Annotated in this window: 14 protein-coding genes, 1 tRNA gene and 3 rRNA genes; 8 read left to right on the top strand and 10 right to left on the bottom strand. The window is 54.5% G+C overall.

Annotated elements, in window-relative coordinates; all coding sequences use genetic code 11:
• The first annotated feature begins 293 nt into the window (after window positions 1-293).
• From glnA to HF675_RS00075, 4 genes are all read left to right on the top strand, one after another.
• Window positions 294-1703 carry a glutamate--ammonia ligase gene (gene glnA / locus HF675_RS00090; RefSeq protein WP_105233111.1) on the top strand — a complete coding sequence of 470 codons (1410 nt, stop codon included), beginning with the start codon at window positions 294-296 and terminating at the stop codon, window positions 1701-1703.
• A gap of 257 nt (window positions 1704-1960) precedes the next feature.
• The gene (gene glnL / locus HF675_RS00085) at window positions 1961-3010 is read left to right on the top strand and encodes a nitrogen regulation protein NR(II) (RefSeq protein ID WP_105233112.1); all 1050 of its coding nucleotides are present in this window, start codon (window positions 1961-1963) and stop codon (window positions 3008-3010) included.
• Between the two features lie 8 nt (window positions 3011-3018).
• A complete protein-coding gene (glnG, locus tag HF675_RS00080; protein WP_105233113.1) occupies window positions 3019-4431 on the top strand; it encodes a nitrogen regulation protein NR(I) in 1413 nt (470 codons plus the stop codon).
• 110 nt (window positions 4432-4541) lie between these two features.
• Window positions 4542-4664: a YshB family small membrane protein gene (locus tag HF675_RS00075; protein ID WP_145961165.1), complete on the top strand. Its 123-nt coding sequence runs from the start codon at window positions 4542-4544 to the stop codon at window positions 4662-4664.
• Window positions 4665-4705: 41 nt separating this feature from the next.
• On the opposite strand, the gene hemN is transcribed toward HF675_RS00075, so the two are convergent.
• Window positions 4706-6079 carry an oxygen-independent coproporphyrinogen III oxidase gene (hemN, locus tag HF675_RS00070; protein WP_187043873.1) on the bottom strand — a complete coding sequence of 458 codons (1374 nt, stop codon included), beginning with the start codon at window positions 6077-6079 and terminating at the stop codon, window positions 4706-4708.
• 235 nt (window positions 6080-6314) lie between these two features.
• Window positions 6315-6860 (bottom strand): Der GTPase-activating protein YihI, encoded by a 546-nt coding sequence (gene yihI, locus HF675_RS00065; RefSeq protein WP_105233116.1) that lies wholly within the window; start codon window positions 6858-6860, stop codon window positions 6315-6317.
• 737 nt (window positions 6861-7597) lie between these two features.
• Here yihI and yihA point away from each other — a divergent pair.
• On the top strand, window positions 7598-8248 hold the full coding sequence (gene yihA, locus HF675_RS00060; RefSeq protein ID WP_105233117.1) for a ribosome biogenesis GTP-binding protein YihA/YsxC: 651 nt from the start codon (window positions 7598-7600) through the stop codon (window positions 8246-8248).
• A gap of 490 nt (window positions 8249-8738) precedes the next feature.
• Here yihA and polA read toward each other — a convergent pair whose 3' ends face one another.
• Window positions 8739-11537, bottom strand: a complete 2799-nt coding sequence (gene polA / locus HF675_RS00055; RefSeq protein ID WP_187043872.1) for a DNA polymerase I — start codon at window positions 11535-11537, stop codon at window positions 8739-8741.
• Between the two features lie 535 nt (window positions 11538-12072).
• Between polA and HF675_RS00050 the strand changes: the two genes are divergently transcribed.
• Entirely contained in the window at window positions 12073-12981 is a 909-nt protein-coding gene (locus tag HF675_RS00050) for an acyltransferase (RefSeq protein WP_105233119.1), read from the top strand.
• Between the two features lie 31 nt (window positions 12982-13012).
• On the opposite strand, the gene dsbA is transcribed toward HF675_RS00050, so the two are convergent.
• From dsbA to HF675_RS00035, 3 genes are all read right to left on the bottom strand, one after another.
• Complete coding sequence (gene dsbA, locus HF675_RS00045) at window positions 13013-13636, bottom strand: thiol:disulfide interchange protein DsbA (protein ID WP_015962409.1); 624 nt, start codon at window positions 13634-13636, stop codon at window positions 13013-13015.
• 29 nt (window positions 13637-13665) lie between these two features.
• Window positions 13666-14652: a serine/threonine protein kinase gene (locus tag HF675_RS00040; RefSeq protein ID WP_187043871.1), complete on the bottom strand. Its 987-nt coding sequence runs from the start codon at window positions 14650-14652 to the stop codon at window positions 13666-13668.
• 84 nt (window positions 14653-14736) lie between these two features.
• Window positions 14737-15006, bottom strand: a complete 270-nt coding sequence (locus HF675_RS00035) for a YihD family protein (RefSeq protein ID WP_105233121.1) — start codon at window positions 15004-15006, stop codon at window positions 14737-14739.
• Window positions 15007-15155: 149 nt separating this feature from the next.
• On the opposite strand from HF675_RS00035, the gene mobA reads away from it, so the two are divergent.
• Together mobA and mobB are read left to right on the top strand one after the other, a co-directional pair.
• On the top strand, window positions 15156-15749 hold the full coding sequence (gene mobA, locus HF675_RS00030; RefSeq protein ID WP_187043870.1) for a molybdenum cofactor guanylyltransferase MobA: 594 nt from the start codon (window positions 15156-15158) through the stop codon (window positions 15747-15749).
• Window positions 15742-16254 (top strand): molybdopterin-guanine dinucleotide biosynthesis protein MobB, encoded by a 513-nt coding sequence (gene mobB / locus HF675_RS00025; RefSeq protein WP_187043869.1) that lies wholly within the window; start codon window positions 15742-15744, stop codon window positions 16252-16254. Before mobA ends, mobB begins: the two co-directional genes overlap by 8 nt.
• 92 nt (window positions 16255-16346) lie before the next feature.
• Here the strand turns inward: mobB and rrf are convergent.
• The 4 genes from rrf to HF675_RS00005 form a co-directional block, all read right to left on the bottom strand.
• A 5S ribosomal RNA gene (rrf, locus tag HF675_RS00020) occupies window positions 16347-16462 on the bottom strand.
• A gap of 179 nt (window positions 16463-16641) precedes the next feature.
• Window positions 16642-19549, bottom strand: a 23S ribosomal RNA gene (locus HF675_RS00015).
• A gap of 221 nt (window positions 19550-19770) precedes the next feature.
• Window positions 19771-19846 (bottom strand) — tRNA-Glu (locus HF675_RS00010).
• A gap of 87 nt (window positions 19847-19933) precedes the next feature.
• A 16S ribosomal RNA gene (locus HF675_RS00005) occupies window positions 19934-21473 on the bottom strand.
• The 16S, 23S and 5S rRNA genes sit together here with 1 tRNA gene alongside, the layout of an rRNA operon.
• Window positions 21474-21782: the final 309 nt, after the last annotated feature.

Here is a 21782-nt window from a genome sequence, read left to right as displayed (position 1 = left end):
CTGATAAACAATGCTAATCAGGTTAGTTTGTGATCCCTTTCACGGTGCAACGCGTCATCTTTGGACGCATTTTGCACCATTATAGTGCCCTGCGCGGGGTTGTTTGCACACTTATGGTGCAATTCATTCCTATTGGTGCATACTCGGAATGGGTAAAAGCCGCCCAGAATGGCGCAAGGTTGCCATTTTTAAACTTGGCACGCTTTTCGCTTTAGTCTACACAAGGTGAAAAAAAGCCAGTAGTAAAGATTCGTTCCACGACGACGACAACGATAAATCCGGGAGAGTTAAGTATGTCCGCTGAACACGTTTTGACGATGCTGAATGAGCATGAAGTGAAATTCGTAGACCTGCGTTTCACTGACACCAAGGGTAAAGAACAACACGTCACCATTCCTGCACACCAGGTAAACGCTGATTTCTTCGAAGAAGGCAAAATGTTTGACGGTTCGTCGATCGGCGGTTGGAAAGGCATTAACGAATCTGACATGGTGCTGATGCCGGATGCCAGCAGCGCGGTACTGGATCCGTTCTACGAAGAACCTACGCTGATCATTCGCTGCGACATTCTCGAGCCGGGCACCATGCAAGGCTACGACCGCGACCCGCGCTCCATCTCCAAACGTGCGGAAGACTTCCTGCGCTCTTCCGGCATTGCCGACACCGTGCTGTTCGGGCCGGAACCTGAATTCTTCCTGTTCGACGACATCCGCTTCGGCAGCAGCATCAGCGGCTCCCACGTGGCTATCGACGATATCGAAGCCGCCTGGAACTCCGGCACCAAATACGAAGGCGGCAACAAGGGTCACCGTCCAGCGGTCAAAGGGGGTTATTTCCCGGTGCCGCCGGTCGACTCTTCCCAGGACCTGCGTTCAACCATGTGTCTGACCATGGAAGAAATGGGCCTGGTGGTTGAAGCTCACCACCACGAAGTAGCAACCGCCGGTCAGAATGAAGTGGCAACCCGCTTCAACACCATGACCAAGAAAGCCGATGAAATCCAGATCTACAAATACGTGGTTCACAACGTAGCGCACGCATTTGGCAAAACCGCGACCTTTATGCCAAAGCCGATGTTCGGCGATAACGGTTCCGGCATGCACTGCCACATGTCACTGTCCAAGAACGGCACCAACCTGTTCGCCGGCGACAAATACGGCGGCCTGTCTGAAACCGCACTGTTCTACATCGGCGGCGTCATCAAGCACGCTAAAGCCATCAACGCCCTGGCCAACCCGACCACCAACTCTTACAAGCGTCTGGTTCCGGGTTACGAAGCGCCGGTGATGCTGGCTTACTCTGCGCGTAACCGCTCCGCCTCCATCCGTATTCCTGTGGTTTCCAGCCCGAAAGCGCGCCGTATTGAAGCCCGCTTCCCGGATCCGGCGGCCAACCCGTACCTGTGCTTCGCTGCACTGCTGATGGCCGGCCTGGACGGCATCATCAACAAGATCCACCCGGGCGACGCCATGGATAAAAACCTGTACGACCTGCCGCCGGAAGAAGAAGCCGAGATTCCAAAAGTGGCCGGTTCTCTGGACGAAGCGCTGGCCGCGCTGGATGAAGACCGCGAGTTCCTGACCCGCGGCGGCGTCTTCACCGACGACGCGATCGACGCCTACATCGCGCTGCGCAAAGAAGAGCTGGACCGCGTGCGCATGACGCCGCACCCGGTTGAATTCGAACTGTACTACAGCGTTTAAGTTTGACCTGCGCCGCCGCGTGCGGCACCACCTATTTTAGTTGTCGTTTTTTTGTTGCCGTGGAAACTTTCAGCCCATCTTCGGATGGGTTTTTTTCTCCACACTCTTTTTCTGCAAATCCACGCCATTTAGCAATCATCACAGATGGAGTAGGATGGATGCACCAAAACAGTGCAAAGCGTCTGCGCTTAGTCTGCCGGCTGACCGGGTAAGCAAGCTCAGCCCGTGCGCCGCACCCTGGAAGATGAAGGGCATATATGACAACTGAACCACTGCCCGATGCGGGGCAGATCCTCAATTCTCTGATCAACAGCGTACTGCTGCTGGACGATCGGCTGGCGGTGCATTACGCCAACCCTGCTGCGCAACAGCTGTTGGCGCAAAGTTCCCGTAAACTGTTCGGCACGCCGCTGCCCGATTTACTCGGCTATTTTTCGCTGAACGTCGATCTGATGCGCGAAAGCCTGAATACCGGCCAGGGGTTTACCGATAACGAAGTGACGCTGGTGGTCGACGGCCGCGCGCATATTCTGTCGCTGACCGCTCAGGCGCTGCCGGAAGGCTATATCCTGCTGGAGCTGGCGCCGATGGACAATCAGCGCCGTCTGAGTCAGGAACAGCTGCAGCATGCCCAACAGGTCGCCGCACGCGATCTGGTGCGCGGGCTGGCGCACGAGATTAAAAACCCGCTCGGCGGACTGCGCGGCGCGGCGCAGCTGCTGGCCAAAGCGCTGCCCGACCCGGCCCTGACCGAATATACCAAGGTGATCATTGAGCAGGCCGATCGCCTGCGCAATCTGGTCGATCGCCTGCTGGGGCCGCAGCGGCCCGGTCAGCACATCACGCAAAGCATCCACCAGGTGGCGGAGCGGGTATGCCAGCTGGTATCGCTGGAAAAACCGGAAAACGTCACGCTGGTGCGCGATTACGACCCCAGCCTGCCTGAACTGGCGCACGACCCGGAACAAATTGAACAGGTGCTGCTGAATATTACCCGCAACGCGCTGCAGGCGCTGGGGGAGACCGGCGGCACCATCCGCCTGCGCACCCGCACCGCGTTTCAAATCACCCTGCACGGCACGCGCTACCGGCTGGCGGCGCGCATTGATATTGAAGACGACGGCCCCGGCGTGCCGGCGCAGCTGCAGGATACGCTGTTCTACCCGATGGTCAGCGGCCGCGAAGGCGGCACCGGCCTGGGATTATCCATCGCCCGCAGTCTGATCGATCAGCATTGCGGCAAAATTGAATTTAACAGTTGGCCTGGACATACCGAATTTTCGGTTTACCTGCCTATTCGTCAGTGAGGTTTGCTATGCAACGAGGGATTGTCTGGATCGTCGATGATGACAGCTCCATCCGCTGGGTGCTTGAGCGCGCCTTAACCGGCGTCGGCATGCGTTGCGCAACGTTCGACAGCGGTAACGCCGTACTGGAAGCGTTGGCCACGCAAACTCCCGACGTTTTACTGTCCGATATCCGCATGCCGGGCATGGACGGATTAGCGCTGCTCAAACAGATCAAACAGCGTCACCCGATGCTGCCGGTGATCATTATGACCGCCCACTCAGATTTGGACGCTGCGGTCAGCGCCTATCAGCAAGGGGCGTTCGACTATCTGCCGAAGCCGTTCGACATTGATGAGGCCGTCGCGCTGGTGGAGCGCGCCATCAGCCACTATCAGGAGCAGCAGCAGCCGGCGCGCAGCCAGCCCGCCAGCAGCCCGACCGCCGATATTATCGGCGAGGCACCGGCGATGCAGGACGTATTCCGCATTATCGGCCGCCTGTCGCGTTCATCCATCAGCGTGTTGATCAACGGCGAATCCGGCACCGGTAAAGAGCTGGTGGCGCATGCGCTGCATCGCCACAGCCCGCGCGCCAAATCGCCGTTCATCGCCTTGAATATGGCGGCGATCCCCAAAGACCTGATCGAATCCGAACTGTTCGGCCATGAAAAAGGCGCGTTTACCGGCGCCAATCAAATCCGTCAGGGGCGTTTTGAACAGGCCGACGGCGGCACGCTGTTCCTGGATGAAATTGGCGATATGCCTCTGGACGTGCAAACCCGTTTACTGCGCGTGTTGGCGGATGGCCAATTCTATCGGGTAGGCGGCTATGCGCCGGTGAAAGTGGACGTGCGCATTATTGCCGCCACGCACCAAAACCTGGAACAGCGGGTGCAGGAAGGCAAATTCCGCGAGGATTTGTTCCACCGCCTGAACGTGATTCGCGTTCACCTGCCGCCGCTGCGTGAGCGTCGTGAAGACATCCCGCGGCTGGCGCGCTATTTCCTGCAGGTGGCCGCCAAGGAACTGGGGGTTGAGGCGAAAAACCTGCACCCGGAAACCGAAACCGCGCTGACGCGCCTGCCGTGGCCCGGCAACGTCCGCCAGCTGGAAAATACCTGCCGCTGGCTGACGGTGATGGCCGCCGGTCAGGAAGTACTGATTCAAGATCTGCCTGCCGAGCTGTTTGAAGCCTCGCCGCCGGAGAGCGGCGCACCGGCAGGCGCCGGCAACTGGGCGTCGTTGCTGGCGCAGTGGGCCGAAAGCGCGCTGCGCTCCGGTCATCAAAACCTGCTCTCGGAAGCGCAGCCGGAAATGGAACGCACGCTGCTGACCACGGCGCTGCGCCACACGCAGGGCCATAAACAGGAGGCCGCGCGCCTGCTGGGCTGGGGCAGGAATACCCTGACGCGCAAGCTGAAAGAACTGGGGATGGAATAAACGCCGCGCCCAATGTTGAAAACATCGTTGGGCGCACAAAAAAACAGCAATTTTAGACTTTACAGTCAACGCACTCACAGTATGATCGGGGCGAAAAACCGGAGGTCGCCATGCTGGATTCTCTTATCGCTTTTATTTCACAAGGTGCGGACGTCAGCGCCGCTGCGGGCCATACGCCGCAGGCCGCCGTTGCCGCCGTGCTGTGCGCCGCCCTGATTAACTTCTTCAGTTAAGGCCACGGCCGCAAACAATGCGGTCGTGGCGGGCAACGCCGTCAGATCACCCGGGAGAACTGCTGCGCGCGCGCCTGCTTGCGCAAATAGATATCAAAACACATGCAGATATTGCGTATCAGCAAGCGTCCCTGCGGCGTCACGCGTATACCCTGCTCATCCCGCTCCACCAGCCCGTCGTGTTCGAATGGCGCCAGCAGCTGCAGATCCTCAGCAAAATAATCAACGAAGTTAATACCGTACTGCTGCTCAACCGACCGGTAGTTCAGCTGGAAGTTGCAGATCAGCGTTTTGATCACCTCGCGACGCAGGCAGTCGTCTTCGCTCATCGTCAGCCCGCGCCACAGCGCATTTCCCTGCTGTTCGACGCTGTGATAGTACGCTTTCAGCGCCTTCTGGTTCTGCGCGTAGCTGTCCCCAAGCATGCTGATGGCCGACACGCCCAGCCCCAGCAGGTCGCTGTCGCCCTGGGTGGTGTAGCCCTGAAAATTACGGTGCAGCTTCCCTTCGCGCTGCGCCACCGCCAGCTCATCGTCCGGACGGGCGAAATGATCCATGCCGATAAACTGATAGCCGGCGTCGGTCAGCAAGGCGATGGTCTGCTGCAGGATATCCAGCTTTTGCTGCGCGCTGGGCAGATCGGCCTCTTTGATCTTGCGCTGGGCGGCAAACAGGCTCGGCAAATGGGCGTAGTTAAACACGCTGAGCCGGTCCGGGTTCAGTTCGGCAACCCGCTCAAGGGTGAAGGCAAAGCTCTCCGGCGTCTGCTTCGGCAGGCCGTAAATCAGGTCGATATTGGTGGAGTGAAAGCCCAACGCTTTGGCGCGCTCAATCAACGCAAAAATGAACGCCTCATCCTGTTCACGGTTGACCAGCTGCTGCACTTCTTTGTTGAAGTCCTGCACCCCCATGCTCAGGCGGTTAAAACCTTCAGCGCGCAGGTGATCGAGCACGTCCAGCTCGATTTCACGCGGATCGACTTCGATCGACATTTCAGCCTGCGGCAGGAAATCAAAATGCTGGCGCAGCATAGCCACCAGCCGGCTAATCTGCGTTTTACTCAGGTAGGTCGGCGTACCGCCGCCCCAATGCATCTGGCTGACCTGACGCCCGGCAAACAGCGGCGCCCGGGCGGCGATTTCCTGCGCCAACACCGCCAGATAGTCATCCGCCTTATGCGTCTGACGCGTCACCTGCTTGTTGCAGCCGCAGAAGTAGCACAGCTTGTGGCAAAACGGGATATGGACATATAACGACAGCGGCCGCTCGGGATAGCGCCCGGCGGCACGTTGGAATGCTGCCTCATCGTAGCTTTGGTTGAACTCCAAAGCGGTTGGGTATGAGGTATAACGCGGGCCTGAATAGTTATATTTTTGGATCAGGGCCAAATCCCAGACGATAGCCTGTTCTGACATTGCTCACTCCTTCCGATCGCCCCAAGGTGTAGCAGGCGACGGACGCCACGGCTCAGAACCCCTTGGGTTTACGTTTTCTGCCGGGCCGGGAAATGGGCAATTGTCGTTGCTGTCTGGCCACGGAAGCGCTGCGAAGGCGCGCTTTGCGCCTCGACAGCCGCCATAGTTTACCGAATAACCACAGCAGATAACATGTTAACAGTAGGGCTATTAGCAGAATTGGCCACATAACCGGTTAGCGCGCGTTTTTCGGACCGCCGCTTTTCAGCAGTTTCAGGATATCTTCCTGCTTTTCCTCTTCTTCATCGATGTCATCGTCATCGTCGCCCAGCTCGATGCCCAGCTGCGCCATCAGCGCATCGATGCGGTCCAGCGTTTGATCGACATAAGCCTGCTCTTCGCCGGTCAGCTTGTCGCCATCGTCGATGCGATCCAACAGCGCATCCAGACGCTCATCATTTTCCAGCTTCGCCAGCTCTTCTTCCGGCGACAGACGCGGCTTCACTTCGGCCTTGGGCTTAGTCTGCGGTTTGACGTTGGCTTGCGCTTCCACCAGCAACGGCACCGGCGTTTTGCTGCCGATGCGCGGATCTTTCACATCCCCGGCTCCTGATTTCTTTTGCTTAGCATTTTCAACCTGGGTGCGTGAACCGGAAGCATGGCCACGGCGCTTTTTCAGGCGCTTACGCTCGCGAGCTTCCATATCAAGCTCAACACGACTTTTCTTTTTCGCTTTTGACGTCGCCGCTTTGCCGCGGGGCGCTTTTGATGACTGGTTCATGGCATATGCTCTTAGGTGTATGTAGATTCAGTATAGAATTGCGGCGGAATCTAGCAGAAAGCAGACAAATAAAAAAGGCGACAGGTTAAACCTGTCGCCTATTTCATACCTTCATACGAAGGATATTCCTGCTACGCACTCCATGCGCACACTCAACATCCCGGTTTTTCCTTCTGCTATCAGCGCATTCCCTGCAATTTAGCCTTTCATCCTGGAAAGAAAAATCATCCCTGTACGCAATCCTTTCGTATCCGCTCATCCTGAGCGCGCGTCCCGCGAGCATCCGACTGCTAATACTTCACCATCCTTGTGTCGTTCACTAATCCTAAGCGAACAAGCCAACGCCGTTTGAAGTCATCCTGTCACTCATCGCACTTCCTGTGCGCTCCCTGAGGTTTTTCGCTCATCCTGAACGTTCCCGATTCCTTCACATCCTGCGTTGGGCGCTACTTTACGCGGATTACGCCCGCGCTCAAGGTACTCACCGCGCATTAGGCGGACTATTTACACCCAGCAAAAAACAATTGTTTGTTTTTTAAGAAAATATAAGTTTATAGCCGATAAATAAAGCGACATATCCCCCTATTGGAATGGCAAATGTCTTACACGCCGATGCGGTTTTCCCAACGGAAAATTATCGCTCTGGGGCTGAAAATCGGAGAAAGCGCCCCTTTTTCACGCTGATGCAGTTATAATCGCCCACCAGAAAGCCCTTCTTCACTTGGAGACGAAACATTTTGACCAGCAAAAATTACAACTACCACATGACCCATTTCGTCACCAGTGCGCCCGACATCCGTCATCTGCCGCCGGATGCAGGGATCGAAGTGGCATTCGCCGGCCGCTCTAACGCCGGCAAGTCCAGCGCGCTGAATACGCTGACTAACCAGAAGGGCCTGGCGCGCACCAGTAAAACCCCGGGACGCACCCAGCTTATCAACCTGTTTGAAGTAGAAGACGGAATCCGTCTGGTCGACCTGCCGGGTTATGGTTACGCCGAGGTGCCGGAAGAGATGAAGCGCAAATGGCAGCGTGCGCTGGGTGAATACCTGCAAATGCGCAATAGCCTGAAAGGGCTGGTCGTGCTGATGGATATCCGCCATCCGCTCAAAGATCTCGACCAGCAAATGATTCAGTGGGCGGTGGATGTCGGTACACCGGTTCTGGTGCTGCTGACCAAAGCCGACAAGCTGGCTTCCGGCGCGCGCAAAGCACAGGTCAACATGGTGCGTGAGGCAGTACTGGCATTTATGGGCGATGTTCAGGTCGAGCCGTTCTCTTCACTGAAAAAACTGGGCGTCGATAAGCTGAGCCAGAAACTGAACACCTGGTTCAACGAAATCCCGCCGGAAGTTCTGCCGGAAGAAGACGATATCGGCGGCGAGTAACACCGCAGGCCACATGATAACAAGGGTCCGTCAGCGGGCCCTTTTTTGATCGCGTCAGAAGGTTTTGTTATCTAATTACAGATCTGACCAAAAATCATCAGAAAAAGTTATGACGATATGGCAGAAACATGGCGGCCAGTGAGAGGCAATAGTCGGGGAACTCCGCGGAGAGGCAACACCATAAATCGGTTAATATTCTGTTTTTACAATAAAAAACGCCCCAGTCAATACTGACTGGGGCGGCTAATATTCAGCCAAATCCGATTACGTGAAGTAAAAGGTCTGAAAGATAGAACATCTTACCTCTGTACCCTACGCCTGTAACTTTACATCATTTTTTCACGAGGCAAAAGAATTTTCTGTAGTTTAGTTACAGCAAGAAGGGGGGAATAACGGCGATGTTGCGGAAACAATCGCCGTATAATGTAGCTAAATTACGAAAATAGCTGGGTTTTTCGCCGTTTAGCGTAACGTTCGGACAGTTGCGTAATTAATGCGCTTCTTCCCAGTTATTCCCGGTGCCTACGTCCACTTTTAGCGGCACCGCCAGCGTCATGCTACTTTCCATCAGGTCGCGAATGCGCTGGCTGGCTTCTTCCAGCACCGACTCGTGTACTTCAAACACCAGTTCATCGTGCACCTGCATAATCATGCGCACCAGCGGTTCCTTCTGTTCCAGCAGCCAGCTATCCACGGCAATCATCGCGCGTTTGATGATATCGGCCGCAGTGCCCTGCATCGGCGCATTGATCGCCGCACGCTCCGCTGCCTTACGGCGCATACCGTTGCTGGAACGCACATCCGGCAGATAGAGCCGGCGGCCATCCAGCGTGCTGACGAACCCCTGCTCGGAAGCCTGCTGACGCGTACGCTCCATATAATCCAGCACGCCAGGATAGCGCTCAAAATAGAGATCCATATAGCGCTGCGCTTCATTACGCGGAATCCCCAGTTGGCGCGCCAGACCAAAGGCGCTCATGCCGTAGATCAGGCCGAAGTTGATCGCCTTGGCGCTGCGGCGCTGTTCACCGGTGACCTTATCCAACGGCACGCCAAAGACTTCAGCAGCCGTAGCCCGGTGAATGTCCTCACCGGCGGCAAAGGCTTTCAGCAGCCCCTCATCCTGCGACAGATGCGCCATAATGCGCAGCTCAATCTGTGAGTAGTCGGCAGCCAGAATGCGGTATCCCTTCGGCGCGATAAACGCCTGGCGAATACGCCGCCCTTCCTCATTACGCACCGGGATGTTCTGCAGGTTCGGATCGCTTGATGACAGCCGGCCGGTAGCGGTCACCGCCTGATGATATGACGTATGCACCCGGCCGCTGACCGGATTGATCATCTGCGGCAGCTTGTCGGTATAGGTGGACTTCAGCTTCGCCAGTCCGCGATATTCCAGAATCACTTTTGGCAGCGGGTAGTCCAGCGCCAGCTCGGCCAGCACTTCCTCATTGGTCGACGGCGCGCCCCCCGGCGTCTTTTTCAACACCGGCAGCTTTTGCTTCTCATACAAAATCGCCTGCAGCTGCTTGGTCGATGCCAGGTTAAACGGCTCTTCCGCCAGCTCGTGCGCCTGCGTTTCCAGCTCGGCCAGCCGCTTGGTCAGTTCCTGTGAATGGGTCGCCAGAATATGCTGATCGATCAGCACGCCGGTACGCTCGATACGGGAAAGCACCGGCAGTAGCGGCATCTCAATCTCGCTGAACACTTTGCGCTGGCCGTCACTCTCTTTCAGCTTCGGCCACATGGCCAAATGCAGCTGCAGGGTGACATCCGCATCTTCTGCCGCGTACGGTGCCGCCTGCTCCAATGCAATCTGATTGAATGTCAGCTGATTCTTGCCTTTGCCGGCAATCTCTTCAAAGGTGACGGTTTTATGGTCGAGATAGCGATCGGCCAGGCTGTCCATATCATGACGGCCGCCGACGCTGTCCAGTACGTAGGATTCCAGCATGGTGTCATAAGCGATACCGCGCAGATTGATGTCATACCGCGCCAGCAGGCTCTTGTCGAACTTCAGGTTCTGACCGACTTTCAGCGCTTTCTCATCTTCCAGCAGCGGCTTTAGCGTTTCCAGCACATAAGCGCGATCCAGCTGCTCCGGCGCATCCAGATAGTCATGTGCCACCGGCAGATAAGCGGCAATGCCGGGCTCAATCGCGAACGACAGGCCAATCAGGTTCGCACTCTGCGTATCCAGGCCATCGGTTTCGGTATCGAAGGCGAACAGCTCGGCTTTTTTCAGCCGTTCCAGCCATTCGGCAAACGTTTTTTCATCCAGGATGGTGACATAGCCATCCTGTGACAGTTTGGCTTCCACCGCGGCTTTTGGCGTCTCCGCCGCTGCGCCGGATGATTTTGCCGCGCTGGCTGCCTTGGCGCCGCCTTTTTTACCCTGCAGCCAGGTGCCGGACTCAACGTCCGCCAGCCAACGCTTAAACTCATACTGTTTGAACAGCTGATGCAGCTGATCGACATCCGGCGGCAAGACGTTCAGTTCGCTGCAGCCCACCTCCAGCTCAACATCGGTTTTGATGGTCGCCAGCTGATAGGAGAGGTAGGCCACCTCTTTGTTCTGTTCCAGCTTGGCGGCCATGGTTTTGGCGCCGCGGAAACTCAGGGCCGCAATGCTGTCCAGATTGGCATACAGCGTATCCAGCCCGCCCAGCCCTTGCAGCAGCGCCTGTGCTGTTTTCTCACCCACGCCCGGTACGCCGGGGATGTTATCGGAGGAATCGCCCATCAGCGCCAGGAAATCAATGATCAATTCCGGCGGAATGCCGTATTTATCACACACTTCCTGCGGCCCCAGAATAGTGTTGTTCATGGTGTTGATCAGCGTAACGTTTGGCGTCACCAGCTGCGCCATATCTTTATCGCCGGTGCTGATCAAAACGGCATGGCCGGCTTTTTCCGCCTGCAGCGCCAGCGTGCCTATGACATCATCAGCCTCAACGCCCGGCGTCACCAGCAGCGGCAGCCCCATCGCCTTGACCATGCGGTGTAAAGGTTCGATCTGCGCACGCAGATCGTCAGGCATTGGCGGACGGTGGGACTTGTACTCCGCGAACAATTCATCGCGGAAAGTTTTGCCTTTGGCATCGAACACTACCGCCACATGGGTTGGCGCGTACTGCTGCAGCAGGCTACGCAACATATTCAGCACGCCGTACATGGCGCCGGTCGGTTCACCGGCAGAGTTAGTCAGCGGCGGGAAGGCATGATAGGCACGATAGAGGTAAGAGGAACCATCTACCAGGATCAAAGGGTTTTCAGCAATCTGGGCCATAGCGTTTCTTTTTGATGATGGACTTACGGTAAGGATGCCATAGCTAGCCGTCGGAGACGATCCTTAGCGCGCATTACGATGAAAAATGATCGCCTCTTGCAAAGCGATCCGCAGGATCTTTCCTGTGGATAACTTTGTGCATAGAAAAGAGAATGAATTATAACAATGGGTTAGTTGTTATAATAACAAATAAAAAAGTCAATAAAATCATGGCGTTTTATGGTAAGCATCGCTTAGCCGCCATAATTTTCATTTTTTGAGATTTGTGGATATAAGTTACACGTGTAGTTTCGCACGCCGTTAATCAAATTCGGCGCCTCAATTACCCTAGCACAATCTGGAAAGGTTGCACGAAAATTCAGCAAATTGTGACCATAAAAAACGCAGCGAAGGCGAACCCCGCATGGCGCCAAAGAAAACAGTTACGCTTTGTGGGCGCTTTCCTCCCCCTGTTTCTGCTAAAATGCGCCCTTCACGCGCGGAAGCGTATGGTATGCCTGCAACGCTGTCTCCAACCAACCGTCAACCGATAACCATGCCAAGATTGTTAGCCCCTGTTATTTTTATTATTTCTACCTTATTGACCATCCTGTTGACGGTATTGTGTTCCATTCCCATCACGCTGGCCGGTATTGTAAAACTATTGGTTCCCGTACCGGCGATCTGGCGGGGCATTTCCGCCTTTGCAGATTTTATGATGTGGTGTTGGTGCCAGGGGCTGGCTCTGCTGCTACGCATCAACCCGCAGCTTAGCTGGGATATTGAAGGGTTAGAAGGATTAAGCCGCAAGAACTGGTATCTGCTGATCAGCAACCATGAAAGCTGGTCAGATATCGTCGTGCTGTGTGTGCTATTTCGCAATCATGCCCCGATGAATAAATACTTTCTTAAGCAGCAGCTCGCCTGGGTGCCTTTTGTCGGCCTGGCCTGCTGGGCGCTGGATATGCCATTTATGAAACGCTATTCACGCGCTTATTTACTTAAGCACCCGGAAAAACGCGGCCAGGATATCGAAACCACCCGCCGCTCTTGCGAAAAGTTTCGCCTGCGGCCGACTACCATCGTCAATTTCGTGGAAGGATCCCGCTTTACCGAAGCGAAAAAAATTAAAACCAATTCGCCCTATCGCAATTTACTGGCGCCAAAGGCCGCCGGCATCGCCTTTACCCTCAGCGCACTGGGCAGCCAGTTCGACAAAGTACTCAACGTTACGCTGCACTATCCGGATAACAGCGAACGTCCGTTTCTGGACATGCTCTGCGGACGTCTGAAGCGGATCGTGGTGCGCATTGAAACCTTGCCTATCGATGAAAGCCTGCATGGCGATTACTTCAACGATAAACAATATAAACGGCAATTCCAGCTCTGGCTAAATACGCTCTGGCAGGAAAAAGACCGCTTATTGGATAAGCTAAAACGCCAAACGAAAAACGCCGGTCAATGACCGGCGTTGCAACGTTCGGATTAAGGAAAGGTTATTTCTTTTCGCTCAGGAATTTAACCACGTCAGCAAACTGCTTCACGTATGCATCCATTGAGCTGGTATCCAGACCGTCGTTCTTAACCATGTATTTACCGTTAACAAATACCGCTGGCACACCGCGCAGCTGCAGATCTTCCGCAGCTTTTTCCTGCTGAACGACCAAAGACTTCACCACAAAGCTGTTCAGCGCCGCGTCATAGTCCTCTGCCTTCACGCCCGCCTTCACAAACACGTTGCGAATATCGTCCGGCGTCTGCACGGTTTGAGTTTTCTGTACCGCTTCAAACATTGGCTGGGTGATCTTGTCTTCCACGCCCAGCGCCATCGCCACGGCCCATGCCTGAGTCAGCTGTTTGCCCAGCGGGCCCAGGAACTCAACGTGGTACTTGGTCATTTTGGTGCCCGCCGGCAGCGCTTTTTTCACCGCGTCTGAAACATGGTAAACCTCTTCAAACTGGTAGCAGTGCGGGCAGTAGAACGAGAAGAACTCCAGCACCTGCGGCTCGCCGGTTACCGGCTTATCCAGGGTCACATACTGGGTACCATCGCTAAACTGCGCGGCGGAGGCGCTAAACGCCATAACCATACCAACGAGCGCCAACCAAATCTTTTTCATAAGACTAAACTCTCCATTGTGTTAAATCTTCAATACATCGGCATCAACTGCAGAGGAGGTTCCTGTAGCAGCTTAGCCTGTTCAGTAAATGTCGCGGTCTGAGACAACCAGAAATCAGACTCCGCCATCCACGGAAAACTTCTTGGGAATGCAGGATCCTGCCAGCGACGCGCCACCCATGCCAGGTAATACACCATGCGCATCGCACGTAGCGGCTCAATCAGCGCCAGTTCACGTCGATCGAACTCGGCAAACTCGCCATAGGCTTCTAACAATATATCCAACTGCAACAGCTGCTCGCTACGCTCACCGTGCAGCAGCATCCAAAGATCCTGCACCGCAGGACCATTGCGCGCATCGTCAAGATCGACGAACAGCGGGCCATCGCGCCACAGGATATTGCCCGGATGGCAATCACCGTGCAAACGCAGCGGTTGCCAGTCCAGGTGCCAACTCTGCTTAATAGCCTGAATCAACGTATCCGTCGCGCCAAGGAAGGCCTCTCGCTGTGCCGCCGGCACCAAATCACAGCTCGCCAGAATCTCTCTGGGGGCGGTGAGGTACTCCTCAATACCGATAGTCGGACGCTCGGCAAACAGCTTTTCTCGACCGGTTTGGTGGATGCGCCCCAAAAAGCGGCCTACCCATTCCAGCTGATCGAGATTATCTATCTCATACTGCCGTCCGCCGACGCTGGGGAAAACGGTAAAATAGAAGCCACCGAAGCTCTGTAACGTTTTCCCCTGCAGCCGTAACGGTGCAACCGCAGGCACTTCGGCATTGGCCAGGTCGAGCGAGAACTGATGCTCTTCCTCTATCTGCGCGGCGTTCCAGCGCTCGGGACGATAAAACTTCACCACATAGCGACGACGTTCTTCATCGGTAAACTGATAAACGCGGTTTTCATAACTGTTGAGCGCCGTCAGCCCGGAATCAACGCGCAGACCAACCCCTTCTAATGCGGCCATAATCAGATCGGGAGAAAGGGTATCAAAATTAAACGCAGAATCGTTCATAACAACATTCATTTTAGCCTGATGACAGCACGGGGGACGGGAATGAAAAATAGTAGCATCAGATGCCCCTGCACCGCAGCAAAGCTAGTCCTTAATCACGCCGCGAGCGCGCAATAATGCCGTTTTGAAATCTTCTTCGTAGTCTTTTTTCAGGCCGGGGATCTGTTCCGTCGCGGCGCTGCCGCGCATTTTCAGATGATAAATTAAAATATCATCGCTTAACTCGGCCAAATTGCCCTGGAAACCCGCTTCCTGCGCCAGTTTTTGCAGAAACTGCATCAGATTGAGGTCGGGCTGTTCCTGCCAGGCCGGATGCAATAGCTCAATCAATTCATCCACGCGATGCGTTTTCATACTCATTCGTCCAATGAAGTTAATAAACCCACAAAGTAGCAGGCTTGTCAGCACAGGGAAAGGAACAGCTTGTCAATAAAGGTAAATCCTGATGTCCGGGTGGCTTTAGCGCTACAATCAGGGCGCAGGCTTCAAGAAGGAATGGTGTTATGCACACAGATATAACTGGAGTAATTCTGGCAGGCGGCAGAGCCACACGTATGGGAGGGGAAGATAAGGGATTAATCTCGCTTGGCGGACTCCCGCTTTATCGCTATGCGCTCGCACGTCTGGCGCCACAGGTTGGTGCCGTTATCATCAGCGCTAATCGTAATCAGGCAGTTTACCAACAGAGCGGTTTGCCGGTGGTCGGCGATCTGACGACAGATTTCGCCGGGCCGCTGGCTGGCATGCTGGCCGGCTTACGGTCGGCAAAAACCGACTGGGTGGCCTTTGTCCCCTGCGACGTGCCCGATTTACCGCTCACGCTGGTTGAGACGTTATGGCAAGGCAAGCAACAGGCATTAGCGGCCTATGCCAGCGACGGTGAGCGCGCACACCCAACGCTGGCGTTGCTGCATGCAAGCCTGGCGCCGCATTTGGCCGAGTATTTAGCGCGGGGAGAACGTAAGCTGATGCTGTTCCTCAAAGAGGTTGCCGCCAAGCAGGTGGTATTCAACGATCGATCTCATGCCTTTCAGAACCTGAATACTCCCGATGACTGCCGGCGCTGGCAGCAGGAGAAGGGGCTCAGCAATGACTAAGTTCACCACGCCGCTGCTGGCGATTGCCGCTTATAGTGGCACCGGCAAGACCACGCTACTCAAGCAGCTAATCCCGCTGCTGCGAGAAAAACGCATCAGGGTCGGGCTGATAAAGCATACCCATCATGATATGGATATCGATACGCCAGGAAAGGACAGTTATGAACTCCGTAAGGCGGGGGCCGATCAAACCCTGGTTGCCAGCGATCGCCGCTGGGCGCTGATGACGGAAACGCCGGAACAACGACCGCTCGACCTTCACTATCTGGCAAGCCGCTTCGATCACAATAATGTCGATCTCATTTTGGTTGAAGGCTTTAAACATGAGCCAATAAGTAAAATCATCCTCTACCGTGACGAAATAGGTCAACCGTTCGAAGATATCCAGGATAACTATGTGATTGCAGTGGCCGGCGATCGTACGTTGGATTTTGCCGGCGCCCAACTTGATATCAACGATCCGGCGAGAATTGCCGATTTTATTGTTAGCTGGCTGAATAAATAAACCCGCAGGCAATGATTGCCTGCAGGTTTATTTTTTCTGACCAAACGCAAAAAGCCTCATGCTTTCGCATGAGGCTTCTTACTTTGTTTGATGCCTGGCAGTGTCCTACTCTCGCATGGGGAGACCCCACACTACCATCGGCGCTACGGCGTTTCACTTCTGAGTTCGGCATGGGGTCAGGTGGGACCACCGCGCTATTGCCGCCAGGCAAATTCTGTTTCAATCAACCCGCAACGCTTCCACGTCGCCAGTCAATCCAATCTCGGAACTTCGCTGAAAATTATTCGTATCATCCTGATACTCACCCCTTCGGGGCCAACGCTCCGCGTTGTTCAAAATCGTTCCCGACGATTTTGTCATCCGTCTCTAAAACACCTTCGGTGTTGTAAGGTTAAGCCTCACGGTTCATTAGTACTGGTTAGCTCAATGCATCGCTGCACTTACACACCCAGCCTATCAACGTCTTAGTCTTAAACGTTCCTTCAGGGGCCTTAAAGGCCCAGGGAAGACTCATCTTGAGGCAAGTTTCGCGCTTAGATGCTTTCAGCGCTTATCTTTTCCGCACTTAGCTACCGGGCAATGCCATTGGCATGACAACCCGAACACCAGTGGTGCGTTCACTCCGGTCCTCTCGTACTAGGAGCAACCCCTCTCAATCTTCCAACGCCCACGGCAGATAGGGACCGAACTGTCTCACGACGTTCTAAACCCAGCTCGCGTACCACTTTAAATGGCGAACAGCCATACCCTTGGGACCTACTTCAGCCCCAGGATGTGATGAGCCGACATCGAGGTGCCAAACACCGCCGTCGATATGAACTCTTGGGCGGTATCAGCCTGTTATCCCCGGAGTACCTTTTATCCGTTGAGCGATGGCCCTTCCATTCAGAACCACCGGATCACTAAGACCTGCTTTCGCACCTGCTCGAGCCGTCACTCTCGCAGTCAAGCTAGCTTATGCCTTTGCACTAACCTCACGATGTCCGACCGTGATTAGCTAACCTTCGTGCTCCTCCGTTACTCTTTGGGAGGAGACCGCCCCAGTCAAACTACCCACCAGACACTGTCCTCACCCCCGATTAGGGGGCCGAGTTAGAACATCAAACATTAAAGGGTGGTATTTCAAGGTTGGCTCCATGCAGACTGGCGTCCACACTTCAAAGCCTCCCACCTATCCTACACATCAAGGCTCAATGTTCAGTGTCAAGCTATAGTAAAGGTTCACGGGGTCTTTCCGTCTTGCCGCGGGTACACTGCATCTTCACAGCGAGTTCAATTTCACTGAGTCTCGGGTGGAGACAGCCTGGCCATCATTACGCCATTCGTGCAGGTCGGAACTTACCCGACAAGGAATTTCGCTACCTTAGGACCGTTATAGTTACGGCCGCCGTTTACCGGGGCTTCGATCAAGAGCTTCTGGTTACCCATAACCCCATCAATTAACCTTCCGGCACCGGGCAGGCGTCACACCGTATACGTCCACTTTCGTGTTTGCACAGTGCTGTGTTTTTATTAAACAGTTGCAGCCAGCTGGTATCTGCGACTGGCTTCAGCTCCATCCGCAAGGGACTTCACCTACGCGCCAGCGTGCCTTCTCCCGAAGTTACGGCACCATTTTGCCTAGTTCCTTCACCCGAGTTCTCTCAAGCGCCTGGGTATTCTCTACCTGACCACCTGTGTCGGTTTGGGGTACGATTTCGTGTTACCTGGAGCTTAGAGGCTTTTCCTGGAAGCTTGGCATCAACTACTTCTGCACCGTAGTGCATCGTCATCACGCCTCAGGGTTAACAAGCAACCGGATTTACCAGGTCACTCCCCCTACACGCTTAAACCGAGACAACCGTCGCTCGGCTAGCCTAGCCTTCTCCGTCCCCCCTTCGCAGTAACACCAAGTACAGGAATATTAACCTGTTTCCCATCGACTACGCTTTTCAGCCTCGCCTTAGGGGTCGACTCACCCTGCCCCGATTAACGTTGGACAGGAACCCTTGGTCTTCCGGCGTGCGGGTTTTTCACCCGCATTATCGTTACTTATGTCAGCATTCGCACTTCTGATACCTCCAGCATGCCTCGCAGCACACCTTCAACGGCTTACAGAACGCTCCCCTACCCAACAACGCATAAGCGTCGCTGCCGCAGCTTCGGTGCATGGTTTAGCCCCGTTACATCTTCCGCGCAGGCCGACTCGACCAGTGAGCTATTACGCTTTCTTTAAATGATGGCTGCTTCTAAGCCAACATCCTGGCTGTCTGTGCCTTCCCACATCGTTTCCCACTTAACCATGACTTTGGGACCTTAGCTGGCGGTCTGGGTTGTTTCCCTCTTCACGACGGACGTTAGCACCCGCCGTGTGTCTCCCGTGATAACATTCTTCGGTATTCGGAGTTTGCATCGGTTTGGTAAGCCGGGATGGCCCCCTAGCCGAAACAGTGCTCTACCCCCGAAGATGAGTTCACGAGGCGCTACCTAAATAGCTTTCGGGGAGAACCAGCTATCTCCCGGTTTGATTGGCCTTTCACCCCCAGCCACAAGTCATCCGCTAATTTTTCAACATTAGTCGGTTCGGTCCTCCAGTTAGTGTTACCCAACCTTCAACCTGCCCATGGCTAGATCACCGGGTTTCGGGTCTATACCTTGCAACTAGACGCCCAGTTAAGACTCGGTTTCCCTACGGCTCCCCTATTCGGTTAACCTTGCTACAAAATATAAGTCGCTGACCCATTATACAAAAGGTACGCAGTCACACCACGAAGGTGCTCCCACTGCTTGTACGTACACGGTTTCAGGTTCTATTTCACTCCCCTCGCCGGGGTTCTTTTCGCCTTTCCCTCACGGTACTGGTTCACTATCGGTCAGTCAGGAGTATTTAGCCTTGGAGGATGGTCCCCCCATATTCAGACAGGATAACACGTGTCCCGCCCTACTCATCGAACTCACGACCTGTGCATCTTCGTGTACGGGACTATCACCCTTTACTGTGCGACTTTCCAGACGCTTCCACTGACACACAAGCCGATTCAGGTTCTGGGCTCTTCCCCGTTCGCTCGCCGCTACTGGGGGAATCTCGGTTGATTTCTTTTCCTCGGGGTACTTAGATGTTTCAGTTCCCCCGGTTCGCCTCATGCCACTATGTATTCATGACATGATAGTGTGTCGAAACACACTGGGTTTCCCCATTCGGGTATCGTCGGGTGTAACGGTTCATATCACCTTACCGACGCTTTTCGCAGATTAGCACGCCCTTCATCGCCTCTGACTGCCTAGGCATCCACCGTGTACGCTTAGTCACTTAACCTCACAACCCGAAGGTGTCTTTCGACATCGTCGCGTTGCTACATTTGAGAGACTCTATGACAGGTTACTCCTCATCCCGAACATCTACGGGGGACAAGTTTCAGCTGCCATGTTTCAATTTTCAGCTTGTTCCAGATTGTTAAAGAGCAAATATCTCAAACATGACTCGCAAGCCAGTTTTGAGATATCGTTTGATACCGTCTTTCACCCGATATCAGCAAGTGGCGTCCCCTAGGGGATTCGAACCCCTGTTACCGCCGTGAAAGGGCGGTGTCCTAGGCCTCTAGACGAAGGGGACACGATATATGTCGGCTTCGCAGACGCTTTGCTCGTTCTTTTCATCAGACAATCTGTGTGGACACTGCACAGTCAGGATATCTTTAGGTAAGGAGGTGATCCAACCGCAGGTTCCCCTACGGTTACCTTGTTACGACTTCACCCCAGTCATGAATCACAAAGTGGTAAGCGCCCTCCCGAAGGTTAAGCTACCTACTTCTTTTGCAACCCACTCCCATGGTGTGACGGGCGGTGTGTACAAGGCCCGGGAACGTATTCACCGTAGCATTCTGATCTACGATTACTAGCGATTCCGACTTCATGGAGTCGAGTTGCAGACTCCAATCCGGACTACGACGTACTTTATGAGGTCCGCTTGCCTTCGCAGGTTCGCTTCTCTTTGTATACGCCATTGTAGCACGTGTGTAGCCCTACTCGTAAGGGCCATGATGACTTGACGTCATCCCCACCTTCCTCCAGTTTATCACTGGCAGTCTCCTTTGAGTTCCCGGCCGAACCGCTGGCAACAAAGGATAAGGGTTGCGCTCGTTGCGGGACTTAACCCAACATTTCACAACACGAGCTGACGACAGCCATGCAGCACCTGTCTCAGAGTTCCCGAAGGCACCAAAGCATCTCTGCTAAGTTCTCTGGATGTCAAGAGTAGGTAAGGTTCTTCGCGTTGCATCGAATTAAACCACATGCTCCACCGCTTGTGCGGGCCCCGTCAATTCATTTGAGTTTTAACCTTGCGGCCGTACTCCCCAGGCGGTCGATTTAACGCGTTAGCTCCGGAAGCCACGCCTCAAGGGCACAGCCTCCAAATCGACATCGTTTACGGCGTGGACTACCAGGGTATCTAATCCTGTTTGCTCCCCACGCTTTCGCACCTGAGCGTCAGTCTTCGTCCAGGGGGCCGCCTTCGCCACCGGTATTCCTCCAGATCTCTACGCATTTCACCGCTACACCTGGAATTCTACCCCCCTCTACGAGACTCTAGTCTGCCAGTTTCAAATGCAGTTCCCAAGTTAAGCTCGGGGATTTCACATCTGACTTAACAAACCGCCTGCGTGCGCTTTACGCCCAGTAATTCCGATTAACGCTTGCACCCTCCGTATTACCGCGGCTGCTGGCACGGAGTTAGCCGGTGCTTCTTCTGCGAGTAACGTCAATGTAGTGCCGTATTAAGACACTACCCTTCCTCCTCGCTGAAAGTGCTTTACAACCCGAAGGCCTTCTTCACACACGCGGCATGGCTGCATCAGGCTTGCGCCCATTGTGCAATATTCCCCACTGCTGCCTCCCGTAGGAGTCTGGACCGTGTCTCAGTTCCAGTGTGGCTGGTCATCCTCTCAGACCAGCTAGGGATCGTCGCCTAGGTGAGCCATTACCCCACCTACTAGCTAATCCCATCTGGGCACATCCGATGGTGTGAGGCCCGAAGGTCCCCCACTTTGGTCCGAAGACGTTATGCGGTATTAGCCACCGTTTCCAGTGGTTATCCCCTCCATCGGGCAGTTTCCCAGACATTACTCACCCGTCCGCCGCTCGCCGGCAAAGTAGCAAGCTACTTTCCGCTGCCGCTCGACTTGCATGTGTTAGGCCTGCCGCCAGCGTTCAATCTGAGCCATGATCAAACTCTTCAATTAAAAGCTTGATTCGCTAAGTTAATAGCTGTTGCTCAAAGATTTACTGCATGAATTTTACTTCAGTTAGTCACTCTTCAAGACTTGATATTTTTTGCATCCGAGGATGCTGGATATCGTCTTGTGAGTGCCCACACAGATTGTCTGATAAATTGTTAAAGAGCATCGCCGGAGATAATTCTCATCGGCGCGGGCTGCGTATACTACGCTTTTCGCCCGGAGAGTCAAGCGTTTATTTCGCTTTCTTCTCGCTGACCCGGCGGCTTGTCAGTCGTTGTTCCCGGTCAGTGGAGGCGCATTATAGGGAGTTCT

The sequence above is a fragment of the Serratia sp. JUb9 genome, from assembly GCF_014298095.1.
Classification (GTDB): Bacteria; Pseudomonadota; Gammaproteobacteria; order Enterobacterales; family Enterobacteriaceae; genus Serratia_B; species Serratia_B rhizosphaerae.
The sequence above is the reverse complement of the archived record's forward strand: the minus strand, read 5'-3'. Positions and strand labels throughout refer to the sequence as shown.

Excerpts from the sequence above, each read along its gene's own strand:
- glnA (WP_105233111.1), top strand. The coding sequence starts at position 294 with ATGTCCGCTGAACACGTTTTGACGATGCTGAATGAGCATGAAGTGAAA.
- glnL (WP_105233112.1), top strand. The coding sequence starts at position 1,961 with ATGACAACTGAACCACTGCCCGATGCGGGGCAGATCCTCAATTCTCTG.
- glnG (WP_105233113.1), top strand. The coding sequence starts at position 3,019 with ATGCAACGAGGGATTGTCTGGATCGTCGATGATGACAGCTCCATCCGC.
- HF675_RS00075 (WP_145961165.1), top strand. The coding sequence starts at position 4,542 with ATGCTGGATTCTCTTATCGCTTTTATTTCACAAGGTGCGGACGTCAGC.
- hemN (WP_187043873.1), bottom strand. The coding sequence starts at position 6,079 with ATGTCAGAACAGGCTATCGTCTGGGATTTGGCCCTGATCCAAAAATAT.
- yihI (WP_105233116.1), bottom strand. The coding sequence starts at position 6,860 with ATGAACCAGTCATCAAAAGCGCCCCGCGGCAAAGCGGCGACGTCAAAA.
- polA (WP_187043872.1), bottom strand. The coding sequence starts at position 11,537 with ATGGCCCAGATTGCTGAAAACCCTTTGATCCTGGTAGATGGTTCCTCT.
- HF675_RS00050 (WP_105233119.1), top strand. The coding sequence starts at position 12,073 with ATGCCAAGATTGTTAGCCCCTGTTATTTTTATTATTTCTACCTTATTG.
- dsbA (WP_015962409.1), bottom strand. The coding sequence starts at position 13,636 with ATGAAAAAGATTTGGTTGGCGCTCGTTGGTATGGTTATGGCGTTTAGC.
- HF675_RS00040 (WP_187043871.1), bottom strand. The coding sequence starts at position 14,652 with ATGAACGATTCTGCGTTTAATTTTGATACCCTTTCTCCCGATCTGATT.
- HF675_RS00035 (WP_105233121.1), bottom strand. The coding sequence starts at position 15,006 with ATGAAAACGCATCGCGTGGATGAATTGATTGAGCTATTGCATCCGGCC.
- mobA (WP_187043870.1), top strand. The coding sequence starts at position 15,156 with ATGCACACAGATATAACTGGAGTAATTCTGGCAGGCGGCAGAGCCACA.
- mobB (WP_187043869.1), top strand. The coding sequence starts at position 15,742 with ATGACTAAGTTCACCACGCCGCTGCTGGCGATTGCCGCTTATAGTGGC.